Genomic DNA, 23,338 nt, shown 5'->3' with positions numbered 1-23,338 from the left:
CTTAGTGCGCTATTGGTTAACACAGCGAAAAGTGAAACTTGCGGCGAATAACCCTTTAGTGTGGTGAAAAAAAATTATGACAGATTTGACGACGCACGACGCCTTGCCTGCCTGGCAGACCCGAGATCACCTTGACGACCCGGTGATCGGCGAACTGCGCAACCGTTTTGGGCCGGAAGCCTTTACTGTTCAGGCCACTCGTACCGGCATGCCCGTGGTATGGGTTAAACCTGACCAGTTACTGGAAGTAATGACGTTCCTGAGAAAACAGCCGAAGCCGTATGTCATGCTGTTCGATCTGCATGGCGTGGATGAACGCCTTCGCACCCACCGCGACGGCCTGCCCGCTGCGGATTTCTCCGTTTTCTACCATCTGATCTCCATCGAGCGCAACCGCGACATCATGCTGAAGGTGGCGCTGTCTGAAAAAGACCTGCACGTGCCGACGGCGACCAAGGTGTTCCCGAACGCCAACTGGTACGAGCGCGAAACCTGGGAAATGTTCGGCATCACCTTCGACGGCCACCCGCACCTGTCGCGCATCATGATGCCGCAGACCTGGGAAGGGCACCCGCTGCGCAAGGACTACCCGGCGCGCGCCACTGAATTCGATCCTTTCGTGCTGACCAAGCAGAAAGAAGATCTGGAAATGGAAGCGCTGACCTTCAAGCCGGAAGACTGGGGCATGAAGCGCGGCACCGAGAACGAAGACTTCATGTTCCTCAACCTCGGCCCGAACCACCCGTCCGCGCACGGTGCGTTCCGCATCATTCTGCAGCTGGACGGCGAAGAGATCGTCGACTGCGTGCCGGATATCGGCTATCACCACCGCGGCGCCGAGAAGATGGGCGAGCGTCAATCCTGGCACAGCTACATCCCGTACACCGACCGCATCGAGTACCTCGGCGGCTGCGTGAACGAAATGCCTTACGTGTTGGCGGTCGAGAAGCTGGCCGGCATCAAGGTGCCCGAGCGCGTCGACACCATCCGCGTGATGCTGTCCGAGCTGTTCCGCATCAACAGCCATCTGCTGTACATCTCCACCTTCATTCAGGACGTCGGCGCGATGACCCCGGTGTTCTTCGCCTTTACCGATCGTCAGAAAATCTACGATCTGGTGGAAGCGATCACCGGTTTCCGTATGCACCCGGCCTGGTTCCGCATCGGCGGCGTCGCGCACGATCTGCCGCGCGGCTGGGATCGCCTGCTGCGTGAATTCCTCGACTGGATGCCGAAGCGTCTGGACTCCTACGTGAAAGCGGCGCTGAAGAACAGTATCCTGAAAGGCCGCTCCATCGGCGTCGCGTCTTACAACGCCAAAGAAGCGCTGGAGTGGGGCGTGACCGGCGCCGGCCTGCGCGCGACCGGCGTGGAGTTCGACGTGCGTAAATGGCGTCCGTACTCCGGCTACGAGAACTTCGACTTCGAAGTGCCGGTCGGCGACGGCACCAGCGACTGCTACACCCGCGTGATGCTGAAGGTGGAAGAGCTGCGCCAGAGCCTGCGCATCCTCGAACAGTGCCTGAACAACATGCCGGAAGGCCCGTTCAAGGCCGATCACCCGCTGACTACGCCGCCGCCGAAAGAGCGCACGCTGCAGCACATTGAAACGCTGATCACCCACTTCCTGCAGGTTTCCTGGGGCCCGGTGATGCCAGCCAACGAATCATTCCAGATGATTGAAGCCACCAAAGGGATCAACAGCTACTACCTGACCAGCGACGGCAGCACCATGAGCTATCGCACCCGGGTACGTACGCCGAGCTTTGCGCACTTGCAGCAGATCCCATCGGTCATCCGTGGCAGCCTGGTTTCAGACCTGATCGTCTATCTGGGTAGTATCGATTTTGTAATGTCAGATGTGGACCGCTAACTATGCATGATCAAAAAGACAATCACGCAGTCAATGATGCGCTCGAGCCCATCAACGCAGCCGCTCCTCAGAGCGGCGTTGATGCATTTGTACTGAGCGCGGAAGAACGTGATGCGATCGAGCACGAAAAGCACCATTACGAGGATCCGCGCGCCGCGTCCATCGAAGCACTGAAAATTGTGCAGAAGCAGCGCGGTTGGGTTCCGGACGGTGCGATTTACGCCATCGCGGAAGTGCTGGGCATCCCCGCCAGCGACGTAGAAGGCGTGGCCACGTTCTACAGCCAGATTTTCCGTCAGCCAGTAGGACGTCACGTGATCCGTTATTGTGACAGCGTTGTTTGTCACATCACCGGTTACCAGGGCATTCAGGCCGCTATCGAGAAGAAGCTGAACATCAAGCCGGGTCAAACCACCTTTGATGGCCGCTTCACGCTGTTGCCGACCTGCTGTCTGGGCAACTGCGATAAAGGGCCGACCATGATGATTGACGAGGACACTCACAGTCAGCTGAAGCCTGAAGATATCGAGACGCTACTGGAGCAGTATCAATGACCAAGCACATTGTACGCACTCCCGAAACGCATCCGCTGACCTGGCGTCTGCGCGATGACAAGCAGCCGCTGTGGCTGGACGAATACCGCAGCAAAAACGGCTATGCCGGCGCAGAGAAGGCCCTCAAAGGCCTGGCCCCGGACGAGATCGTCGGCCTGGTGAAAGATTCCGGGCTGAAGGGCCGCGGCGGCGCGGGCTTCTCCACCGGTTTGAAGTGGAGCCTGATGCCGAAGGACGAATCCATGAACATCCGTTACCTGCTGTGTAACGCCGATGAGATGGAGCCGGGCACTTACAAAGACCGCCTGCTGATGGAGCAGCTGCCGCACCTGCTGGTGGAAGGCATGCTGATCTCCGCGTTCGCGCTGAAAGCCTACCGCGGGTATATCTTCCTGCGCGGCGAGTACATCGAAGCGGCGGCGCACCTGCGTCGCGCTATCGCGGAAGCCACCGAAGCCGGCTATCTGGGCAAGAACATTCTCGGCACCGGATTTGATTTCGAGCTGATCGTGCACACCGGCGCCGGCCGTTACATCTGCGGCGAAGAAACCGCGCTGATCAACTCGCTGGAAGGCCGCCGCGCCAACCCGCGCTCCAAGCCGCCATTCCCGGCCAGCGCCGGCGTCTGGGGCAAGCCGACCTGCGTCAACAACGTCGAAACGCTGTGCAACGTGCCGGCCATTTTGGCGAACGGCGTAGAGTGGTACACCGGCATCTCCGGCAGTGAAGACAAAGGCACCAAGCTGATGGGCTTCTCCGGCCGGGTGAAAAATCCGGGCGTCTGGGAACTGCCGTTCGGCACCACCGCGCGCGAAATCCTGGAAGACTACGCCGGCGGCATGCGCGACGGTCTGCGTTTCAAAGCCTGGCAGCCGGGCGGCGCGGGCACCGACTTCCTGACCGCCGATCACCTCGATCTGCCGATGGAATACGGCGCGATCGGCAAAGCCGGCAGCCGTCTCGGCACCGCGTTGGCGATGGCGGTTGACCACGAGATCGGCATGGTGCCGCTGGTGCGCAACCTGGAAGAGTTCTTCGCCCGCGAGTCCTGCGGCTGGTGTACGCCTTGCCGCGATGGCCTGCCGTGGAGCGTGAAGATCCTGCGCGCGTTGGAAAACGGCGAAGGGCAGCCGGGGGATATCGAAACCCTCGAACAGCTGTGCCGTTCCCTCGGCCCGGGCAAAACCTTCTGCGCCCACGCGCCAGGTGCCGTAGAGCCACTGCAAAGCGCGATTAAATATTTCCGTGAAGAGTTCGAGGCGGGTATCGCCGTGCAGCACTTCGGCAACGCGCATGCGATTGGCGGTATTCAGCCGAACAATCTGCTGAAGCAACGCTGGTAAGCCGACTCGCCCGAACACGGCCAGAATTTTTGATTAACGCCTGCCGCAAGGCAGGCCACTTGGAAGCATGCTGACTATGGCTACGATTCATGTAGACGGCAAAGAGTATGAGGTAGACGGGGCGGACAACCTGCTGCAGGCTTGTCTCTCCCTCGGCCTTGATATTCCTTACTTTTGCTGGCATCCGGCGCTGGGAAGCGTCGGCGCTTGCCGCCAATGTGCGGTAAAGCAATACCAAAACGCGGAAGATACGCGCGGCCGTTTGGTGATGTCCTGTATGACCCCGGCATCCGATGGCACCTTCATCTCCATCGATGACGGCGAAGCGAAGCAGTTCCGTGAAAGCGTGGTCGAGTGGTTGATGACCAACCACCCGCACGATTGCCCGGTCTGTGAGGAAGGCGGTAACTGTCACCTGCAGGATATGACGGTAATGACCGGCCACAGCTTCCGTCGCTACCGCTTCACCAAGCGCACCCACAACAACCAGGAGCTGGGGCCGTTTATCTCGCACGAGATGAACCGCTGCATCGCCTGCTATCGCTGCGTGCGTTACTACAAAGACTATGCGGACGGCACCGACTTCGGCGTGTACGGCGCGCACGACAACGTCTACTTTGGTCGCCCGGAAAGCGGCACGCTGGAAAGCGAGTTCTCCGGCAACCTGGTGGAAGTGTGCCCGACCGGCGTCTTCACCGACAAAACGCACTCCGAACGCTACAACCGTAAATGGGACATGCAGTTCGCGCCGAGCATTTGCCAGCAGTGCAGCATCGGCTGTAATACCAGCCCGGGCGAGCGCTATGGCGAGCTGCGCCGTATCGAAAACCGTTACAACGGCAGCGTGAACCACTACTTCCTGTGCGACCGCGGCCGTTTCGGTTACGGCTACGTCAACCAGAAAGATCGTCCGCGTCAACCGCAGCAGCTGCGCGGCGATGACTGGATCACCCTGAACGCCGAGCAGGCGATGCAGGGCGCGGCGGACATCCTGCGTCAGGCGAAGAAAACCATCGGCATCGGCTCCCCGCGCGCCAGCCTGGAAAGCAACTTCGCACTGCGCGAGCTGGTCGGCGCCGAGAACTACTACACCGGTATCGCTCAGGCGGAGCAATCACGCCTGGCGCTGATGCTGAACGTGCTGAAGAACGGCGGCGTTCATACGCCGGCGCTGCGTGAGATCGAAGATTACGACGCGGTGCTGGTGCTGGGCGAAGACCTGACGCAAACCGGCGCGCGCATCGCGCTGTCCGTGCGTCAGGCCGTCAAGGGCAAAGCCCGCGCGATGGCGGCGGCGCAACGCGTGGCCGACTGGCAGATCGCGGCGGTGCAGAATATCGGCCAACACGCCAAGTATCCGTTGTTCACCACCAACGTCGACAACACCCGTCTGGATGACATCGCCGCCTGGAACTACCGCGCGCCGGTAGACGAGCAGGCGCGCCTCGGCTTCGCCATCGCTCACGCGCTGGATAACGCCGCGCCGGCGGTGAACGATCTGGCAGAAGGCCTGAACAAGAAAGTCGATATCATCGTGCAGGCGCTGACCGGCGCACGCAAACCGCTGATCGTGACCGGCAGCAACGCCGGCAGCGAAGCCATCATCGAAGCGGCGGCCAACATCGCCAAAGCGTTGAAGGGCCGCGGTTCCGATGTCGGCATCACCTTCGTGGCGGGCGCAGCCAACAGCATGGGCCTGGCGATGATCGGCGGCGGTTCGCTCGATCAGGCGCTGGAACAGCTGGCGAGCGGCGCAGCCGACACCGCCATCGTGATGGAAAACGATCTCTATCGCCATGCGCCGGCGGCGCAGGTGGACGCGGCGTTGGCCAAGGTCAATAACCTGATCGTCGCCGACCACCAGCGCACCGCGATCATGGACAAAGCCAACCTGATCCTCTCTTCGGCCAGCTTCGCCGAGAGCGACGGCACGCTGATCAACCAGGAAGGCCGCGCGCAGCGCTTCTTCCAGGTATACGATCCGGCTTATTACGACGACGCCAAGAAGAATCAGTTCACCGTGATGCTGGAAAGCTGGCGCTGGATGCACTCGCTGCACTCCACCTACACCAGCCGCCACGTGGACTGGACCCAGCTCGATGACGTGATCGCCGCTTGCGTCGCCGCGTTGCCGCAGCTGCAGGGCATCGTCGATGCCGCGCCGGACGCGACGTTCCGCATTCGCGGTCAGAAGCTGGCGCGTTCGCCGCACCGTTCCAGCGGCCGTACCGCCATGCGCGCCAACATCAGCGTGCACGAGCCGCGTCAGCCGCAGGATAAAGACACCATGTTCGCCTTCTCGATGGAAGGGAACAACAGCCCGCTGGCCGATCGTCAGCAGATCCCGTTCGCCTGGGCGCCAGGCTGGAACTCACCGCAGGCATGGAACAAGTTCCAGGCCGAAGTGGGCGGCAAACTGCGCCACGGCGATCCGGGCGTGCGCCTGATCGAAGCGGGGGAGGGCAGCCTCGGTTACTTCGACCGCGTGCCAGCCGCCTTCAATCCGAACGACGGCTGGCGTGTCGCGCCTTACTACCACCTGTTCGGCAGCGATGAAATGTCGCAGCGCTCTCACGTGATCCAGCAGCGCATGCCGGAAGCCTACGTGATGGTCAACCCGGCCGATGCGGCGACGCTTGGCGTCAACGCGGGCAGCCTGGTGGAGTTCAACTGCGCGGGCCAGACCCTGCGTCTGCCGGTGCGTCTGAGTGAAACCCTGACCCAGGGCCAGGTTGGTTTGCCGCTCGGCTTGCCAGGGATCCCGCCGATCTTGGTGGGTGCTAAGGTAGACAATCTGCGGGAGGCGGCACGATGAGCTGGTTTACCCCTGAGGTGATCGACATCTTGATCGCCATTCTTAAAGCGGTCGTGATCCTGTTGGTGGTCGTGGCGTGCGGGGCGTTCATGAGCTTCGGCGAACGCCGTCTGCTCGGCCTGTTCCAGAACCGCTACGGACCGAACCGCGTAGGCTGGGGCGGCTCGCTGCAGCTGGTCGCCGACATGATCAAAATGTTCTTCAAGGAAGACTGGGTGCCGAGATTCTCCGACCGGGTGATCTTCACCCTGGCGCCGATGATCGCCTTTACTTCCCTGTTGCTGGCATTTGCCATCGTGCCGGTCAGCCCGACCTGGGCGGTGTCCGATCTCAACATCGGTATTCTGTTCTTCCTGATGATGGCCGGCCTGGCGGTGTACGCCGTGCTGTTCGCCGGATGGTCGAGCAACAACAAATACTCGCTGTTGGGCGCGATGCGTGCCTCCGCGCAAACCCTGAGCTACGAAGTGTTCATCGGCCTGTCGCTGATGGGCGTGGTGATGCAGGCGGATTCATTCAACATGCAGGCCATCGTTGAATCTCAGGCGCACGTCTGGAACGTCATTCCGCAGTTCTTCGGCTTCGTGACCTTCGCGATCGCCGGCGTGGCGGTGTGTCACCGTCACCCGTTTGACCAGCCGGAAGCCGAGCAGGAACTGGCTGACGGTTACCACATCGAATATTCCGGCATGAAGTTCGGTCTGTTCTTCGTGGGGGAATACATCGGTATCGTCACCGTGTCCGCCCTGATTGTGACGTTGTTCTTCGGCGGCTGGCAGGGTCCGTTCCTGCCGCCATTCATCTGGTTCGCGTTGAAAACGGCCTTCTTCATGATGATGTTCATCCTGATCCGCGCCGCGCTGCCGCGTCCGCGTTATGACCAGGTGATGTCCTTCGGCTGGAAAGTGTGCCTGCCGCTGACGCTGCTGAACCTGCTGGCAACCGCCGCGGTCATTTTGTACAACGCTCAATAAGGGGTGAATAAACCATGACATTGAAAGAGTTAGTGGTTGGTTTCGGCACCCAGGTGCGCAGCATTTGGATGATTGGCATGCATGCCTTCGCCAAGCGCGAAACCCAGATGTATCCGGAAGAACCGGTTTACCTGCCGCCGCGCTACCGCGGCCGCATCGTGCTGACGCGCGATCCGGACGGCGAAGAGCGCTGCGTCGCCTGTAACCTGTGTGCGGTTGCCTGCCCGGTCGGCTGTATCTCGCTGCAAAAGGCAGAACAGAAAGACGGCCGTTGGTATCCGGAGTTCTTCCGCATCAACTTCTCGCGCTGCATCTTCTGCGGCCTGTGCGAAGAGGCTTGCCCAACTACCGCTATCCAGCTGACGCCGGATTTCGAACTGGGCGAGTACAAGCGTCAGGATCTGGTGTACGAAAAAGAGGATCTGTTGATCTCGGGGCCGGGTAAATATCCGGAATATAACTTCTACCGGATGGCCGGTATGGCGATTGACGGCAAAGCCAAAGGCGAAGCCGAAAACGAAGCCAAACCGATCGACGTCAAAGGTCTGTTGCCCTAAGGAGCCAGCAAGCATGGAAATTGCATTTTATCTGGCAGGTTTGATTGCGGTGGCCGCGACGATTCGCGTGATCACCCATACCAACCCTGTGCATGCGCTGCTGTATCTGATCGTCTCGTTATTGGCGATCTCGGCAGTCTTCTTCTCTCTCGGCGCCTACTTTGCCGCCGCGTTGGAAATCATCGTTTATGCGGGCGCCATCATGGTGCTGTTCGTGTTCGTGGTGATGATGCTGAACCTCGGCAACGTGCAGCAGCAAGAGCGCGACTGGATGAAGCCGACGGTGTGGATCGGGCCTGGCCTGCTGTCGCTGGCGCTGCTGGTGGTATTGATCGTTGCGATCCGCAGCGTATCCGATCAGGGCATCAGCGGTGAGATGGTTGACGCGAAGGCGGTGGGCATCAGCCTGTTCGGGCCTTACGTACTGGCGGTTGAGCTGGCTTCAATGCTGCTGTTGGCGGGTCTGGTTGTCGCCTTCCATATCGGCCGCGAGCACAAGCCTGGCGAGGTGCTGAGCAACGCGCCGGTGGGTGGCGAAATGGCGAGAAGAAAATCGGAGGAGCAAGCATGATCCCTCTTCAACACGGCCTGATCCTGGCGGCTATCCTGTTTGTGCTCGGGTTGACCGGGCTGCTGGTGCGCCGCAACCTGCTGTTTATGCTGATCAGCCTGGAAGTGATGATCAACGCTGCGGCGTTGGCGTTTATCGTGGCGGGAAGCTACTGGGGCCAGGCGGACGGGCAGGTGATGTACATCCTGGCGATCAGCCTGGCGGCAGCCGAGGCCAGTATCGGCCTGGCGCTGCTGCTGCAGCTCTACCGTCGTCGTCATACCCTGAATATTGATACTGTCAGTGAGATGCGCGGATGAACCTATTATATTTAACAATTCTGCTACCGCTGATCGGGTTCCTGCTGTTGGCATTTTCCCGCGGTCGTTGGTCTGAAAACACGGCGGCCACCGTCGGCGTGGGTTCTATTGGCCTGGCTGCGCTGGTCACGGTGTATGTGGCGATGGATTTCTTCGCCCAGAAAGCCGCCGGCGTGCAGCTGTTCGAGCAAAGCCTGTGGACCTGGATGGCCGTCGGCAACTTCAATATCGGCGTGACCCTGGTGCTGGACGGCCTGTCGCTGACCATGCTGTCGGTGGTCACCGGCGTCGGCTTCTTCATCCACATGTTCGCTTCCTGGTACATGCGCGGTGAAGAGGGCTATTCGCGCTTCTTCGCTTACACCAACCTGTTTATCGCCAGCATGGTGGTATTGGTGCTGGCGGACAACCTGCTGCTGATGTATCTGGGTTGGGAAGGCGTGGGCCTGTGCAGCTACCTGTTGATCGGTTTCTACTACAAAGATCCGGCCAACGGCGCGGCGGCGATGAAAGCCTTTATCGTCACCCGCGTGGGCGACGTGTTCCTGGCGTTCGCGCTGTTCATCCTCTACAACGAGCTGGGCACGCTGAACATCCGCGAACTGATGATCCTGGCGCCGCAGAAACTGGCGGTGGGCGATACGGCCATCACCTGGGCGACCCTGATGCTGCTGGGCGGCGCGGTCGGTAAATCGGCGCAGCTGCCGTTGCAAACCTGGTTGGCGGACGCGATGGCGGGCCCAACCCCGGTTTCCGCACTGATCCACGCGGCGACCATGGTGACCGCGGGCGTCTATCTGATCGCCCGCACGCACGGCCTGTTCCTGATGGCGCCGGAAGTGCTGCACCTGGTGGGCATCGTCGGTGCGGTCACTCTGCTGCTGGCCGGCTTCGCCGCGCTGGTGCAGACCGACATCAAGCGCGTGCTCGCTTACTCCACCATGAGCCAGATCGGTTACATGTTCCTGGCGCTGGGCGTGCAGGCATGGGACGCGGCGATCTTCCACCTGATGACCCACGCGTTCTTCAAGGCGCTGCTGTTCCTGTCGTCCGGTTCGGTGATCCTGGCTTGCCACCACGAGCAAAACATCTTCAAGATGGGCGGTCTGCGCAAGAGCATCCCGCTGGTGTACGTCTGCTTCCTGGTGGGTGGCGCGGCGCTGTCCGCGTTGCCGCTGGTCACGGCCGGCTTCTTCAGTAAGGACGAGATCCTGGCGGGCGCGATGGCTAACGGCCACATCAACCTGATGGTTGCCGGCCTGGTCGGTGCGTTCATGACCTCGCTGTACACCTTCCGAATGATTTTCATCGTGTTCCATGGCGAAGAGAAAATCAAAGCGCATGCCGGTAAAGGCATCACTCACCACCTGCCGCTGCTGGTTCTGCTGGTGCTGTCCACCTTCGTCGGCGCGATGATCGTGCCGCCGTTGCAGGGCGTGCTGCCGGAGACGACCGAACTGGCGCACGGCAGCGTGCTGACGCTGGAAATCACCTCCGGCGTGGTGGCTATCGTCGGCATTCTGCTGGCGGCCGCGCTGTGGCTGGGCAAACGCAGCCTGGTCAACAGCATCGCCAACAGCGCGCCGGGTCGTTTCTTCTCGACCTGGTGGTTCCATGCCTGGGGCTTCGACTGGCTGTATGACAAAGTGTTCGTCAAGCCGTACCTGGGCATTGCGAAGCTGCTGCAGCGCGATCCGCTGAACTCGCTGATGAACCTGCCGGCCGTCTTCTCCCGCTGGGGGAACCGCGGTCTGACGGTGAGCGAGAACGGCCAGGTGCGTTGGTATATAGCGTCTATGGGTGTGGGTGCAGTGGTCGTATTGGCTCTGTTGATTTTGGTTTAATTGAATAATTTAAACAGACGCATTTTTCGGGCGTAGCGCCGGGCAGGCGCTACGTACAAAGTTTGAAATTATTCGTATAAGGGACACAAAACGCCATGCTATTACCTTGGCTAATTCTTATCCCCTTTATCGGCGGTCTGCTGTGCTGGCAGCTTGAGCGCTTCGGTACTAAGGTGCCGCGCTGGATAGCGCTGATCGCAATGGGGCTGACGTTGGCGCTCTCTCTGCAGCTGTGGATGCAGGGCGGCTATACATTGACCACGCCGAAAGGCATTCCGCAGTGGCAGAGCGAATTCCTGCTGCCGTGGATCCCGCGCTTCGGCATCTCCATCCACCTGGCGCTGGACGGTCTGTCGCTGCTGATGGTGGTGTTGACCGGTCTGCTGGGCGTGCTGGCGATCCTCTGTTCCTGGCGTGAAATCCAGAAATATCAGGGCTTCTTCCACCTCAACCTGCTGTGGATCCTGGGCGGCGTTATCGGCGTGTTCCTCGCCATCGACATGTTCCTGTTCTTCTTCTTCTGGGAAATGATGTTGGTGCCGATGTACTTCCTGATCGCGCTGTGGGGCCACAAGGCGTCGGACGGTAAAACCCGCATCACCGCGGCGACCAAGTTCTTCATCTACACCCAGGCCAGCGGTCTGGTGATGCTGATTGCGATCCTGGGCCTGGTGTTCGTGCACTACAACGCCACCGGCGTGTGGACCTTTGATTACGAAGACCTGCTGCAAACGCCGATGTCCCACAATGTGCAATATCTGCTGATGCTGGGCTTCTTCATCGCCTTCGCGGTGAAAATGCCGGTGGTGCCGCTGCACGGCTGGTTGCCGGATGCGCACAGCCAGGCGCCGACCGCAGGTTCCGTCGACCTGGCGGGCATCTTGCTGAAAACCGCGGCCTATGGCCTGTTGCGTTTCAGCCTGCCGCTGTTCCCTGAGGCTTCGCACGAGTTTGCGCCAATCGCCATGTGGCTGGGCGTGGTCGGCATCTTCTACGGCGCCTGGATGGCGTTCGCGCAGACCGACATCAAGCGTCTTATCGCCTACACCTCGGTATCGCACATGGGCTTCGTGCTGATCGCCATCTACACCGGCAGCCAACTGGCTTACCAGGGCGCCGTGATCCAGATGATCGCGCACGGTCTGTCCGCCGCCGGTATGTTTATCATCTGCGGCCAGCTGTATGAGCGTCTGCACACCCGTGACATGCGTCAGATGGGCGGCCTGTGGGGGCGTATCAAGTTCATCCCTGCGCTGTCGCTGTTCTTCGCCGTGGCTACGCTGGGGATGCCGGGTACCGGTAACTTCGTCGGCGAATTCATGATTCTGTTCGGCAGCTACCAGGTGGTGCCGGTGATCACCGTGATCTCCACCTTCGGTCTGGTGTTCGCTTCGGTTTACTCGCTGATCATGATGCAGCGCGCTTACTACGGTGCGCCTAAGTCAGACCAGCCGCTGCAGGGCATGACCGCGCGCGAATTGTTCATCATTCTGCTGCTGGTGGTGTTGCTGGTTCTGCTGGGGGTTTACCCGCAGCCGATTCTGGATACTTCCAACGCGGCGATGAGCAACGTGCAACACTGGTTTGGTTCGTCAGTTTCAGCAATTTCAACAACAAGGCCGTAATTCGCCATGACAATAACTCCTCAACAACTGATCGCACTGCTGCCGCTGTTGATCGTCGGATTGACGGTGGTGGTTGTGATGCTAGGCATTGCGTGGCGACGCGACCACTTTATCAACGCCACCCTGACCGTGATCGGTCTCAACCTGGCGCTGCTTTCGCTGTACTTTGTCGGCCAGGCAGGCCCAATGGACGTCACCCCGCTGCTGCGGGTTGACGGCTACTCGATGTTCTACACCGGGCTGGTGCTGCTGGCGAGTCTGGCGACCTGCACCTTCGCCTATCCGTGGCTGGTCGGCTATCCGGATAACCGCGAAGAGTTCTACCTGCTGGTGCTGATCGCCGCCATGGGCGGCATCCTGCTGGCGAGCGCCAACCATCTGGCTTCGCTGTTCATCGGCATTGAGCTTATCTCGCTGCCGCTGTTCGGCCTGGTGGGCTACGCCTATCGCCAGAAGCGCCCGCTGGAAGCCGCCATCAAGTACATGCTACTGTCCGCCGCCGCGTCGTCGTTCTTGCTGTTCGGCATGGCGCTGCTGTACGCCGAATCCGGCGATCTGTCGCTGGCCGGCCTCGGCAAGAGCCTGCAGGAAAACATGATGCACCAGCCGCTGATCCTGGCCGGCATGGGCATGATGATCGTCGGTCTGGGCTTCAAGCTGTCGCTGGTGCCGTTCCAACTGTGGACGCCGGACGTGTATCAGGGCGCGCCTGCGCCGGTTTCGACCTTCCTGGCGACCGCCAGCAAGATCGCGATCTTCGCGGTCGTGATGCGTCTGTTCCTGTATGCCCCGGCCGCCGACAACGAAGCGCTGCGCCTGGTGCTGTCGATCATCGCGTTCTGTTCTATCTTGTTCGGCAACCTGATGGCCATCAGCCAGACCAACATCAAGCGTCTGCTGGGTTACTCGTCGATCGCTCACCTGGGCTACCTGCTGGTGGCGCTGATTGCGGTGCAAACCCATCAGCTGTCGCTGGAAACCGCCGGCGTTTATCTGGCCGGTTACCTGTTCAGCAGCCTGGGCGCCTTCGGCGTGGTCAGCCTGATGTCCAGCCCATACCGCGGCCCGGATGCGGATTCGCTGTTCTCTTACCGCGGCCTGTTCTGGCATAAGCCAATCTTGTCTGCGGTGATGACGGTGATGATGCTGTCGCTGGCCGGTATTCCGATGACGCTGGGCTTTATCGGTAAGTTCTTCGTGATCGCGATGGGCGTCAGCGCACACCTGTGGTGGCTGACCGGCGCAGTCGTGGTAGGCAGCGCCATCGGCCTGTACTACTACCTGCGCGTGACCGTCAGCCTGTTCCTCAGCGCGCCGGAATCGCTGCAGCGCGACACCCCGAACAACTGGGCGTTGACCGCCGGTGGCGTCGTGGTGCTGATCTCCGCCGCGCTGGTGCTGCTGTTGGGTGTTTATCCGCAGCCGCTGATTTCGCTGGTGCAGATGGCGCAGCCGACGTTCTGATAACGCTTCAGACAGTAAAAAGGTCGCTTCGGCGGCCTTTTTTTATGGGCGAAACGGCACTCAGCCGTAATGGGCGCTAAACGACGTTTCCAGCGCCTGCACCACCGCCCGCACGCGGGCGGCGCGTTGCAAATCGGGGTGCAACACCAGCCAGATATCCACCCAGTCTTTGTTCTCCGGGAACAGGCGCACCAGCTCCGGGTCTTTGTCCGCCAAAAAAGCGGAGAGCAGGCCGATGCCCAGCCCGCTGCGAGTGGCGGAACGCAGCAGTAGCTGCGAATTGCATTGCAGCACGACGTTGGGCTCGTGCAGAGCCTCGCCGCAGAAATTGTTCCAGTGGCGCGGCACCAGCTCGCGCGGGAACATCAGCAGATCGTGGCCGCGCAACTGCTCGCCCTTGACCGGCATGCCGCGCCGCGCCAAATAGTGCTGAGTGGCATACAGGCCCATTTCGATGGTGGCTAACCGTTTGATGATTAGCTCATCGTCATCGGGACGGGCGCCGCGGATCGCCAGATCTGCGCCGTGGTAAGAAATATCGGCGATGTTGACCGCCGTCAGCAGCGTGACGGTGATGGCCGGATAGCGTTCCCGCAGATCTTGCAGCGCCGGCATCACGAAGGCTTCGGCCAAGGTATCGGTAGTGGCGATGCGCACGTTGCCGCACAGGCTTTCGTCACCGCTGGCGGCTTTACGGTTGATCGCCTGCACCGCATTTTCCATCTTCATCACGTCCGCCAGCATTTCTTCCCCCAGCGGGCTGAGGGCGAAGGATTTCGGCGTGCGGATAAACAGCTTGGAGCCGAGCGCGTCTTCGAAAGCGGAGAGCCGTCGGCCGACGGTCGCCTGATCGACATGCAGCTGGCTGGCGGCTTTGCGTAGCGTGCCGCAGCGCGCAACGGCGAGAAAAAATCGGGCGTCGTCCCAGTTCATTGCGCACCTCCTCTGTACAGACTGGCGGGAGGAGGAAGGAAGCGGTGTGATGCGGTGTTTATTCTGGTGTGGGGACCGAAAAAAATGCTTCGTATCATCATTATTTATAATGTTTCAGGATATGTATAAATGCATCACCGTGAAGCGGTTTTGCACCTTTATTTTTGTCTGGTAATGCTTATTCTTATCGTCGCTTATGCTGCGACCCGACGCATATTTTACACCAAGGCTACCCTAATGCATAAGCAATACGAATAAGAGCCGGTTCCCGTTATTTCTGGGCGACCGCCAAGTGGGATCGACTCTGAATCAAGTTAGCTCACGATGATATGACTGGATATAAAAAAATGGAGTCTCACGCAGAGATGCTGTGCCCCCCCGTTGCGCTGGCGACGGAGGACGGAGTCAGAGTTACCGTGGCGCCAGGCGCCGAGAAGATGGAACGCAACAACGCCGATATCATTATTCAAGGCCTTGCAGCGCGCGGCATTCAACATATCTTTTTGGTCCCCGGCAAACTGGTTTACCCGTTAATCACTTCTATTGACCGTTCCGAGATTGTCGGCATCGTCGGTGCCCATGAAACCGCATGCGGATTTATGGCCGATGGCTATGCCCGCGCCAGCCGAAAGTTTGGCGTCTGCTTGGGCATTTCAGGCCCCGGCACCATGAATTTCCTGCCGGCGATGGCCGCCGCGCAAGCCGATAAGATCCCCGTGCTGTACCTGGCCGGCAGCATCGCCACCTATCACGAGGCGCAGGGCGCTTTTCAGGACGGCAGCAACAGCGGCATCGATGAGCTGACCATCGTCAAACCGTTGCTTTGCGCCGCGATAGAAACGAAAAACAACCTGACCTTGCAGCATGAGCTGCGCCGCAGCCTCTCCAGTCTGAACCCACAGCGGAAAGGGCGCGCCTATCTGAGCGTGCCGGTCGACATGCAGAAGAAAACCGCGTTCGGCGATCGTCGCGACCAGCCTGAGCGAGTGCCACAGCACCGTGAAGCGGCCGTGGATGTGCAAGCGGTGGAACAGCTGCTGCATGATTATCTGCTGCGCGGCCTCAACGTCGCCTGCCTGGTGGGCAACCGGATGAACAATCCGCAGGATGCCGCGCTGTTGTTGCGGGTAGCGGAAAAATACCGCTTGCCTGTCGCCACGACGTTGTCCGGCAAGGGCGCGTTTCCCGAAGGGCACGCCCTGGCATTAGGGGTCTACGGTTTTGCCGGGCATGCCCGCGCGGTAGAAACCCTCAACGGTGAAGGCGTCGACGTGCTGCTGGTGCTGGGCTGCGATCTCAGCCAGCGCGACAGTCTGAACTGGAACCCGAGACTGCACGGCAATAAAACGCTGGTGGCGATCGACGAAGACTTCGACAAAGTGAGCTCGCATTACCAGCCGGATCTGCAGATATTTTCCAGCCTGAGCGGTACGTTGCACTGTTTGTTGGCCGCGGTTGGCGATGAGGACGCGCGGCTTGGCGACGCGGCTCACTTGCGTGACGCCTGGTTGGAAGGGGTTCGCGCACTGCCGCTGGAACAGCCGCAGCCGACGTTGCAGGCGCGCATCGCCCAGGGCGAAAGCCGGCTGTATCCCGGCGATGCGATTAAACACATTCGCAGCCGCATGAATCCGGATACCAACGTCGTGGTCGATTCGGGCGCACACCGCATCTTCATGGCGCATCACTGGCTGGCGGCCGGGCGGGGAGATTATCACACCTCCAGCTCCCTGGCGCCGATGGGGTGGGCCATTTGCGCGGGCATCGGCATCAAGCTGGCGGCACCGCAGCGGGATTGCGTCGTGGTGACAGGCGACGGTTGCATGCTGATGCACGGCATCGAAATTCAGACCGCCGCGCGTTATGGCGTGAAGGTGGTGTTCGTGGTGATGAACAACAACGCGCACGGCGCCATGCACATCGACACGCTGCAAAATCGCGGCATTTCCGCTGACTATACCGCCTTGCCCAGCCATGACTGGAAAGCGTTTGCCAACAGCCTGGGGGTCGCCTCCGCGAAGGCGGAGACGCTGGAGGATCTGGACGAAGCCCTCGACGCCGCGGCGAAACATCCGGGGCCGTACCTCATCGAAGTGATGGTGGGCAACTTTGCGGCGCCTAACCGCTACTACGCCGAGAGCATCGCAGAATACGAGCAGCGCATCAAAGGACTGTAGCACAACGCTGTTTTTTCAACTCGCCAGGTTCACCGCGCGCGGCGCCTGGCATTTTTACTCGCGGCAGTCATGGAGCGATCAGATGGTTAAGTGGAGCATTTTGGCATTGTTGGCAGTATTTCAGGGGCCGGTTCAGGCTGCCGAGGGGCATGGCGAAGGCATCGTCAAAACGACGTTGCTCAAGACCGACAGCGCGTGGGAGGGCTCGGCATATCGTCAGTATCCCGCCGGCGCACCGCAGATCACCATGCTGAAGGTGACGGTAGAGCCGAACAAGGTACTGGCCTGGCATACGCATCCTTGCATCAGCGCAGTGTACATGAGCGGCGGCAGCGTTTCGCTCACCGTCAGGACAACCGGTGAACGCCGCACGTTCCGGCAGGGGGATTCGTTTACCGATACCGTGGATATCGTGCACCAGGGCGTTTCCGGCGAGCAAGGCGCCGAAATGCTGGTGTTCTTCGCTTGCGCGGACGATAAACCGTTGACGGTGAAAGCCGCCGGGTAGTGTTGATACGGCCCAGACCAAAGGCCGTTAATAAGAGAAGATCATGGTAGCTTTGTGGATGGTCGTCGCCAGCGGGTTCTTTGCGCTGATGGGTGCTTGCATCAAGTTGGCGTCGACGACGGTCGGATTTTTCGACATCATTTTTTATCGTTCTCTCATCAATGTGCTGATTGTCGCGGCGCTGATCAAGATCCAGCGCCTCGGTTTTCGCACCCGTCATCTCGGATTGCATATGAAGCGGGCGGCGATAGGCAATGCGGCGATGTACTGCGGTTTTTATTCGCTGATACATCTGCCGATCGCCACCGCCACCACGTTGGGTTATACCAATCCCCTCTTTCAGTCGGCGATCGCGTTTATCACGACCCGAGGGCAACTGACCGGTCGGCTGTTGTTTTCCGTGCTGTTGGGCTTTGCCGGCATTTTGGTATTGCTCCGCCCCGACGCCCCCAACGGGGAGTACGTTGCCACGCTGGTCGGGCTGGCGGCCGGTCTGTTGACCGCGCTGGCTTACTTTAACGTCGGCAAGCTGGTGCGGCGCGGAGAGCCGGAACTGCGCGTGGTGTTCTATTTCTCGCTGGTGGGAACGCTGGTTGGCGGCCTGATGACTGCGTTACTGGGCTTTTCCTTGCTGGACGGCGCAATGCTGCTGTGCGTCTGCGCCATCGGCGTCTTCGGCAGCCTGGGGCAGATCGCCATGACTCGCGCCTACGGGGGCGGCAATGCGGTGATTGTCAGCATTCTCTCTTACAGCACCATTATTTTCTCTACGCTGCTTGGCTATCTGATATTTGGCGAACAGCAGTCTTATATCGCCGCCGCCGGTATGGCGCTGATCGTGTTGTCCGGCGCGTTGGCGGTGCGCAAGCGTGCTTCGGCCAAGTCCGAGCAGGCGGCGGTGGCATAACGTGATAAGGAACGAAACAATGAACATGCGTCCGGTTGGCGGCATGGCGATGGCGGTCTTGTTTGGCATGGTGGCGACGTTGGTGATGGATGGGGTGAACAGTGTCGCCTCCAGCGTCGGTCTCATCGGCAAGCTCAACCTGGCCTTCATCGGCAAACTGATGAATCAATGGCTGCAGGGGCAATTTTGGTTTTTGCGGCCTGGCGACATTCCCGATGTGCCAGAGGCTCTGATGATGGGCTACGGCGCGCACTATTTTGCCGGCATTAGCCTGGCGATCCCGTTCTATCGCCTGATCTGCCCGCGCATTAAGTCCGGGGGCGGCCTGTTCGTCGGGGCGCTGACGTATGGCCTGGCCTGCTCGCTGATCTCGCTGTGCTTCATTTATCCCTCGGTGGGGTTGGGGCTTTGGGGAATGGCCGGCAAAAATCCGGCTTTGCTGATCGCCAGCCTGGCCAACCATGCAGTGTATGGCGTGGCATTGGGCGGTTGCGCCATCGCCTGGCGGCGTCGCATGCTGCAGAAATGCATGCCTGACGCTGCGATGCTGCATTAATGAATCACGATGATGCATTCTTGGCTATTTTGGGCGTGATAGCCCAACGCTATGATAAGCGCGCTTCCTGAAGCCGCGTGGCCTACGGGAAGGCGCATTTATTTAGGGCGAATGCCTGATCGATTCGGGAGTAGAACATGTCAGAAAGTATCGCCGTTGAAGAAACGGCTAAAGCGAAGGCGGGTACATCGCATTTCGCTATCTTGCTGTTTCTGGCGTTGGCATTGATGTCAGCGCTGTTGAACAGCAGCGCGCCGACGCCGCTTTATCCGCTTTATCAACATGAGCTGGCGTTGAGCTCGGTCAGCCTGACGATCATCTACGGCGCTTATGCCGCCGGCGTGCTGATTTCGCTATTCGGCGTAGGCAATATGGCGGGGAAAGTAAAAGACCTGCGCAGCATGATCGTGCCGGCGCTGTTGGTGGTGTTGCTTGGCGCGCTGCTGTTTTCGGTGGCGTCATCGTTCTTCATGATGTTTATGGCACGGCTGCTGGCCGGCGTCGGCACCGGCGCCCTGACCGGTGCGGCGAATATCGCGTTGGTGCGTTTCGGGCCGCAGGACGGCGGAAAAAATGCGGCGTTGATCGCGACGCTGTCCTTTACCACCGGATTGGCCCTGGGCCCGATCTTTAGCGGCGTCGCCCTGCAAACCGGTTTTCATACCACGTCATTGCCGTTCATCATCATCATGGCCATCGCCGCCGTCGCCGCACTGGGCGTGATGCTGCGTTGGCCGCGAGAGGCGGTGGCGGCGCAGGCCGATAGCGCAGCGGCGGATAACGCGCCGGTGGCGAAGAGCTCTCTGGCGGATGGCCTGCGCGCGACCGGCGGCAAATTCTTCCTGTGCGCCGGGGCGTTGTTCATTTGTTGGGCGGTTGCCGCCAGCATTCTGGCGATAGGGCCGAGCGTCGCCGAAAAGCTGTTGGATATGCAGAGCCGTGGCGTCTTTGGCTATGTGGTCGCCGTCTATCTGGTGATTGCCGGCATCAGCCAGATTTTGAGTCGTCGCATCAACGCCCGCCATTCGCTGTTGTTCGGTTGCCTGGCTCAGGCTTTGTCGGTCGGGGTGTTCGCCGTGGCGATTCAGATCCATTCGCTGGCGCTGGCCGCCGCAGGCATGGTGATCGCCGGTTACGCCTATGGCGCGATCTTCGTCGGCAGCGCCACGCTGGTGAATCTGATTTCACCGAAAGCCAGCCATGCGCGTTTGATCTCCCTGTTCTACGTGATCGCTTATATTGCTAACTGGGTGCCGATCCTGTTGGGCGTTGTGATCGACCACGCCGATTTGCATTTGGCGACCCACTTGTTATTCCTGAGCAGCGCCGTGATTTGTTTGACGTTGAGCGTCATGGTAACGCGTGCGGGCTTCCCACGCTGAAACCGGCGTTCGGGAGGGGGCGACAGGCGTCGCATGTAGGCATTTCATTTGAGATCGTGATTTCCCTGGTGTTGTGTTATTCCAGCGTGCTCGTCACGCTGGCTTTTTTTTGTGATACACATTGATTTTTTGATATTTACATTTCCTTATTTGCATTTTTTTCGTGATTTTAGTCACGAAAAAATCACTCGCTTCGGGTAAACTGCGCGCTTTATTTTTGCCGCGGGTCACTTTATGAACGTTCTTTTCGCCATTGCCGTTACTACCGGGATCCTCTCCGGCGTTTGGGGCTGGGTTGCCGTCAGCCTGGGGCTGATCGGTTGGGCCGGTTTTCTGGGCTGCACGGCGTATTTCGCCTGCCCGCAGGGCGGGCTGAAAGGGCTGTTGATTAGCGCGTTGACCTGCTGCAGCGGCGTCTTCTGGGCAATGGCGATCATCCGCGGCAGCGAACTGGCCCCGCAGTGGAATCTGCTGGGGTATCTGCTGACCGGCGTCGTGGCGTTCCTGATGTGCATTCAGGCCAAACAGCAGTGGTTGGGGTTCGTGCCCGGCACCTTTATCGGTGCCTGCGCGACCTTCGCCGGCGGCGGCGATTGGCCGCTGGTGACGCTTTCCCTGCTGGTGGGGCTGCTATTCGGCTATGCGATGAAAAACAGCGGTCTGTGGTGGGCGGCGCGCAGCGAAAAAGCCCGCGCTACGCCGCCGGTTGGCCCGAATGTCGGCTCAAACGGTGCCGCCGAGTGAGAGACGGCAGTTCACCACCAGCGTTTGGTCACCCGGCGTTTGGGTTACGCCGGCCCATTGTGTGATGTCCTTTCGCGTAACGCGGAGGTGTTTCATTCGGTGGCCTTCACGGGCGGCGCGGCAAGGGGGATAGCGGTATGTTAACCCATCGATTTGGCGATAAAAATGAATGCACTTCTATTGGAAATAGCCATTTTTCAATCGGATAGATGATTTTTCCCCTCTTGCTGCCTGCGTGAGATCACGTTAAGGGTAACAGGGTTTCGTAACATGATTTTCAGTGATTTCCATCACGTTTTTACCGGTAACAATCGGCTGAGATAGAGGCCTGTCCGATTGGAGGCCTGATGGCCGGGAATCACCATGAACAATCTGTTTTCACTGGATAACAAGACCGTCTTGATCACCGGCGCCTCGCGCGGCATCGGTTTTCTGCTGGCACGCGGCCTGGCGCAGCAAGGCGCGCATATTCTGATCAACGCCACCACCGAAGAACATGCCCGGCACGCCGCCGATCGTTTGCGCGAAGAGGGGCTGCGCGCCGAGGCGGCGGCGTTCGACGTCACCGACTCTCAGGCGGTGCATGCCGCCATCGACCGTATCGAAGCGGACATCGGCGCGATAGACGTTTTGATCAACAACGCCGGCATCCAGCGCCGCCACCCGTTCACCGAGTTTCCGGAGCAAGACTGGGACGACATCATCGCCGTCAACCAGAAGGCGGTCTTCATCGTGTCACAGACCGTGGCGCGTTACATGGTGCCGCGCCGGCGCGGCAAGATAGTCAACATCGGCTCGATGCAAAGTGAGCTGGGCCGCGACACCATCACCCCTTATGCGGCGTCCAAAGGGGCGGTGAAAATGCTCACGCGCGGCATGTGCGTGGAGCTGGCGCGCTACAATATTCAGGTCAACGGCATCGCCCCCGGCTACTTCAAAACCGAGATGACGCAGGCGCTGGCCGACGATCCGGCCTTCACCGCCTGGCTGACCCAACGCACGCCCGCCGCGCGCTGGGGCGATCCGCAGGAGCTGATCGGTGCGGCGGTGTTCCTGGCCGCCGACGCCTCCGCCTTCGTCAACGGGCAACTGCTGTTTGTCGATGGCGGCATGTCGGCGGCGGTGTAACCTTTTTCCGTGGAGTCTGGAGATGAAAATTCAAACCCAGTCCTGCGTGGTCAACGGCAAGCGAGACGTGGCGGTGATCGCGCAAGAAGTGGATTATCGGGGGCAGGGAACGCTGGTGAAAATCAGCCGCGGCGGCATCTGCGGCTCGGATCTGCATTACTTCCAGGAAGGCAAGGTCGGCAATTTTCAGGTGCGTCAGCCGATGGTGCTGGGCCATGAGGTGATCGGTGAGGTGGTCGCCAGCGATTCGCCGCAGCTGCCGGTCGGGCAGAAGGTGGCGCTCAATTCCAGCAAACCCTGTGGGCAGTGCAAATACTGTCTGGCGCAGCAAAGCAATCAATGCGTCGAGATGCGTTTTTTCGGCAGCGCGATGTATTTTCCGCACGTCGACGGCGCTTTTACCCAATACAAAGTGGTGGATAGCGCGCAGTGCATTCCTTACGCCGCCGATCGCGACGACAGGGTGATGGTGTTCGCCGAACCGCTGGCGGTGGCTGTCCACGCGGCGAAGCAGCCCGGCGATGTGACGGGGAAAAAGATTTTCGTGTCCGGCGTTGGCCCGATCGGCTGTCTGCTGGTGGCGGCGCTGAAAGCGCTGGGCGCCGCCGAGATTGTCTGCGCCGATCTCAGTCCGCGCTGCCTGGCGATCGCGAGGCAAATGGGGGCGAATCGGTGCCTGCATGCTGCGGACGACGATTTTAGCGACTATCAGCAGGGCAAGGGCTATTTCGACGTCGCCTTCGAAGTGGCGGGACATCCGCTGTCGCTGCAGCGCTGCCTGGAGCTCACCCGCGCCAAAGGCACTGTGGTGCAGGTGGGCATGGGCGGCAGCTTCCCCGATTTTCCGCTGATGTTGTTGATTGCCAAGGAACTGAATCTGCTTGGATCGTTCCGCTTCGTGGCGGAGTTCGCGTTGGCGGTGGCCTGGCTGGCCGACGGCGTGATCGATCCGCTGCCGTTGCTGTCGGCGGAATTCGCCAGCGGGCAGTTGGCGCAGGCGCTGACGTTTGCCGGCGATAAACGCCAGGCCGCCAAGGTGCAATTGGTGTTTTAGGGTAAAAGTCCGATGGCCGCAGGCGGTGAT

At 60.2% G+C, this 23,338-nt stretch carries 20 protein-coding genes; 19 read left to right on the top strand and 1 reads right to left on the bottom strand.

The window, feature by feature from the left end; genetic code table 11:
- Positions 1 to 76: 76 nt before the first annotated feature.
- The 11 genes from nuoC (at position 77) to nuoN (ending at position 13,919) form a co-directional block, all read left to right on the top strand.
- Positions 77 to 1,873, top strand: coding sequence for an NADH-quinone oxidoreductase subunit C/D (nuoC, locus tag ACTJJ6_RS05690; RefSeq protein WP_004936036.1), 1,797 nt, complete (start codon positions 77 to 79; stop codon positions 1,871 to 1,873).
- 2 nt (positions 1,874 to 1,875) lie between these two features.
- Positions 1,876 to 2,427, top strand: a complete 552-nt coding sequence (gene nuoE / locus ACTJJ6_RS05685) for an NADH-quinone oxidoreductase subunit NuoE (protein WP_004936034.1) — start codon at positions 1,876 to 1,878, stop codon at positions 2,425 to 2,427.
- Positions 2,424 to 3,770, top strand: a complete 1,347-nt coding sequence (nuoF, locus tag ACTJJ6_RS05680) for an NADH-quinone oxidoreductase subunit NuoF (RefSeq protein ID WP_015378579.1) — start codon at positions 2,424 to 2,426, stop codon at positions 3,768 to 3,770. The genes nuoE and nuoF overlap by 4 nt, the downstream gene beginning before the upstream one ends.
- Before the next feature lie 76 nt (positions 3,771 to 3,846).
- The gene (gene nuoG, locus ACTJJ6_RS05675) at positions 3,847 to 6,585 is read left to right on the top strand and encodes an NADH-quinone oxidoreductase subunit NuoG (protein ID WP_176062855.1); all 2,739 of its coding nucleotides are present in this window, start codon (positions 3,847 to 3,849) and stop codon (positions 6,583 to 6,585) included.
- On the top strand, positions 6,582 to 7,559 hold the full coding sequence (gene nuoH / locus ACTJJ6_RS05670) for an NADH-quinone oxidoreductase subunit NuoH (RefSeq protein WP_004936022.1): 978 nt from the start codon (positions 6,582 to 6,584) through the stop codon (positions 7,557 to 7,559). Before nuoG ends, nuoH begins: the two co-directional genes overlap by 4 nt.
- Positions 7,560 to 7,573: 14 nt before the next feature.
- Positions 7,574 to 8,116 carry an NADH-quinone oxidoreductase subunit NuoI gene (gene nuoI / locus ACTJJ6_RS05665; RefSeq protein ID WP_025160170.1) on the top strand — a complete coding sequence of 181 codons (543 nt, stop codon included), beginning with the start codon at positions 7,574 to 7,576 and terminating at the stop codon, positions 8,114 to 8,116.
- Between the two features lie 13 nt (positions 8,117 to 8,129).
- Entirely contained in the window at positions 8,130 to 8,687 is a 558-nt protein-coding gene (gene nuoJ, locus ACTJJ6_RS05660) for an NADH-quinone oxidoreductase subunit J (RefSeq protein ID WP_004936018.1), read from the top strand.
- Positions 8,684 to 8,986 carry an NADH-quinone oxidoreductase subunit NuoK gene (nuoK, locus tag ACTJJ6_RS05655; protein WP_004936014.1) on the top strand — a complete coding sequence of 101 codons (303 nt, stop codon included), beginning with the start codon at positions 8,684 to 8,686 and terminating at the stop codon, positions 8,984 to 8,986. The genes nuoJ and nuoK overlap by 4 nt, the downstream gene beginning before the upstream one ends.
- A complete protein-coding gene (gene nuoL / locus ACTJJ6_RS05650; RefSeq protein ID WP_015378577.1) occupies positions 8,983 to 10,830 on the top strand; it encodes an NADH-quinone oxidoreductase subunit L in 1,848 nt (615 codons plus the stop codon). The genes nuoK and nuoL overlap by 4 nt, the downstream gene beginning before the upstream one ends.
- 95 nt (positions 10,831 to 10,925) lie before the next feature.
- Positions 10,926 to 12,455: an NADH-quinone oxidoreductase subunit M gene (gene nuoM, locus ACTJJ6_RS05645; protein WP_004936002.1), complete on the top strand. Its 1,530-nt coding sequence runs from the start codon at positions 10,926 to 10,928 to the stop codon at positions 12,453 to 12,455.
- A gap of 6 nt (positions 12,456 to 12,461) precedes the next feature.
- Positions 12,462 to 13,919, top strand: coding sequence for an NADH-quinone oxidoreductase subunit NuoN (nuoN, locus tag ACTJJ6_RS05640; protein WP_025303659.1), 1,458 nt, complete (start codon positions 12,462 to 12,464; stop codon positions 13,917 to 13,919).
- A gap of 60 nt (positions 13,920 to 13,979) precedes the next feature.
- On the opposite strand, the gene ACTJJ6_RS05635 is transcribed toward nuoN, so the two are convergent.
- Positions 13,980 to 14,852 carry a LysR family transcriptional regulator gene (locus ACTJJ6_RS05635; RefSeq protein ID WP_004935995.1) on the bottom strand — a complete coding sequence of 291 codons (873 nt, stop codon included), beginning with the start codon at positions 14,850 to 14,852 and terminating at the stop codon, positions 13,980 to 13,982.
- Between the two features lie 347 nt (positions 14,853 to 15,199).
- Between ACTJJ6_RS05635 and ACTJJ6_RS05630 the strand changes: the two genes are divergently transcribed.
- The 8 genes from ACTJJ6_RS05630 to idnD all read left to right on the top strand — a co-directional run bounded on the left by ACTJJ6_RS05630 (position 15,200) and on the right by idnD (position 23,308).
- Positions 15,200 to 17,029: a thiamine pyrophosphate-binding protein gene (locus tag ACTJJ6_RS05630; RefSeq protein WP_028127746.1), complete on the top strand. Its 1,830-nt coding sequence runs from the start codon at positions 15,200 to 15,202 to the stop codon at positions 17,027 to 17,029.
- An 82-nt stretch (positions 17,030 to 17,111) separates the two neighbouring features.
- Entirely contained in the window at positions 17,112 to 17,537 is a 426-nt protein-coding gene (locus tag ACTJJ6_RS05625; protein WP_016926910.1) for a cupin domain-containing protein, read from the top strand.
- A gap of 43 nt (positions 17,538 to 17,580) precedes the next feature.
- Entirely contained in the window at positions 17,581 to 18,444 is an 864-nt protein-coding gene (locus ACTJJ6_RS05620) for a DMT family transporter (protein ID WP_016926911.1), read from the top strand.
- A gap of 19 nt (positions 18,445 to 18,463) precedes the next feature.
- The gene (locus ACTJJ6_RS05615) at positions 18,464 to 19,000 is read left to right on the top strand and encodes a DUF2938 family protein (RefSeq protein WP_079450290.1); all 537 of its coding nucleotides are present in this window, start codon (positions 18,464 to 18,466) and stop codon (positions 18,998 to 19,000) included.
- Positions 19,001 to 19,137: 137 nt separating this feature from the next.
- Positions 19,138 to 20,382, top strand: a complete 1,245-nt coding sequence (locus ACTJJ6_RS05610; protein ID WP_016926913.1) for an MFS transporter — start codon at positions 19,138 to 19,140, stop codon at positions 20,380 to 20,382.
- Positions 20,383 to 20,616: 234 nt separating this feature from the next.
- The gene (locus ACTJJ6_RS05605; protein WP_016926914.1) at positions 20,617 to 21,126 is read left to right on the top strand and encodes a DUF1097 domain-containing protein; all 510 of its coding nucleotides are present in this window, start codon (positions 20,617 to 20,619) and stop codon (positions 21,124 to 21,126) included.
- 363 nt (positions 21,127 to 21,489) lie between these two features.
- Complete coding sequence (gene idnO, locus ACTJJ6_RS05600) at positions 21,490 to 22,254, top strand: gluconate 5-dehydrogenase (protein ID WP_016926915.1); 765 nt, start codon at positions 21,490 to 21,492, stop codon at positions 22,252 to 22,254.
- A 22-nt stretch (positions 22,255 to 22,276) separates the two neighbouring features.
- Positions 22,277 to 23,308 carry an L-idonate 5-dehydrogenase gene (idnD, locus tag ACTJJ6_RS05595; RefSeq protein ID WP_440803117.1) on the top strand — a complete coding sequence of 344 codons (1,032 nt, stop codon included), beginning with the start codon at positions 22,277 to 22,279 and terminating at the stop codon, positions 23,306 to 23,308.
- Positions 23,309 to 23,338: the final 30 nt, after the last annotated feature.

It is taken from the genome of Serratia sp. 22278, assembly GCF_052045405.1.
GTDB lineage: Bacteria > Pseudomonadota > Gammaproteobacteria > Enterobacterales > Enterobacteriaceae > Serratia > Serratia marcescens.
The sequence above is the reverse complement of the archived record's forward strand: the minus strand, read 5'-3'. Positions and strand labels throughout refer to the sequence as shown.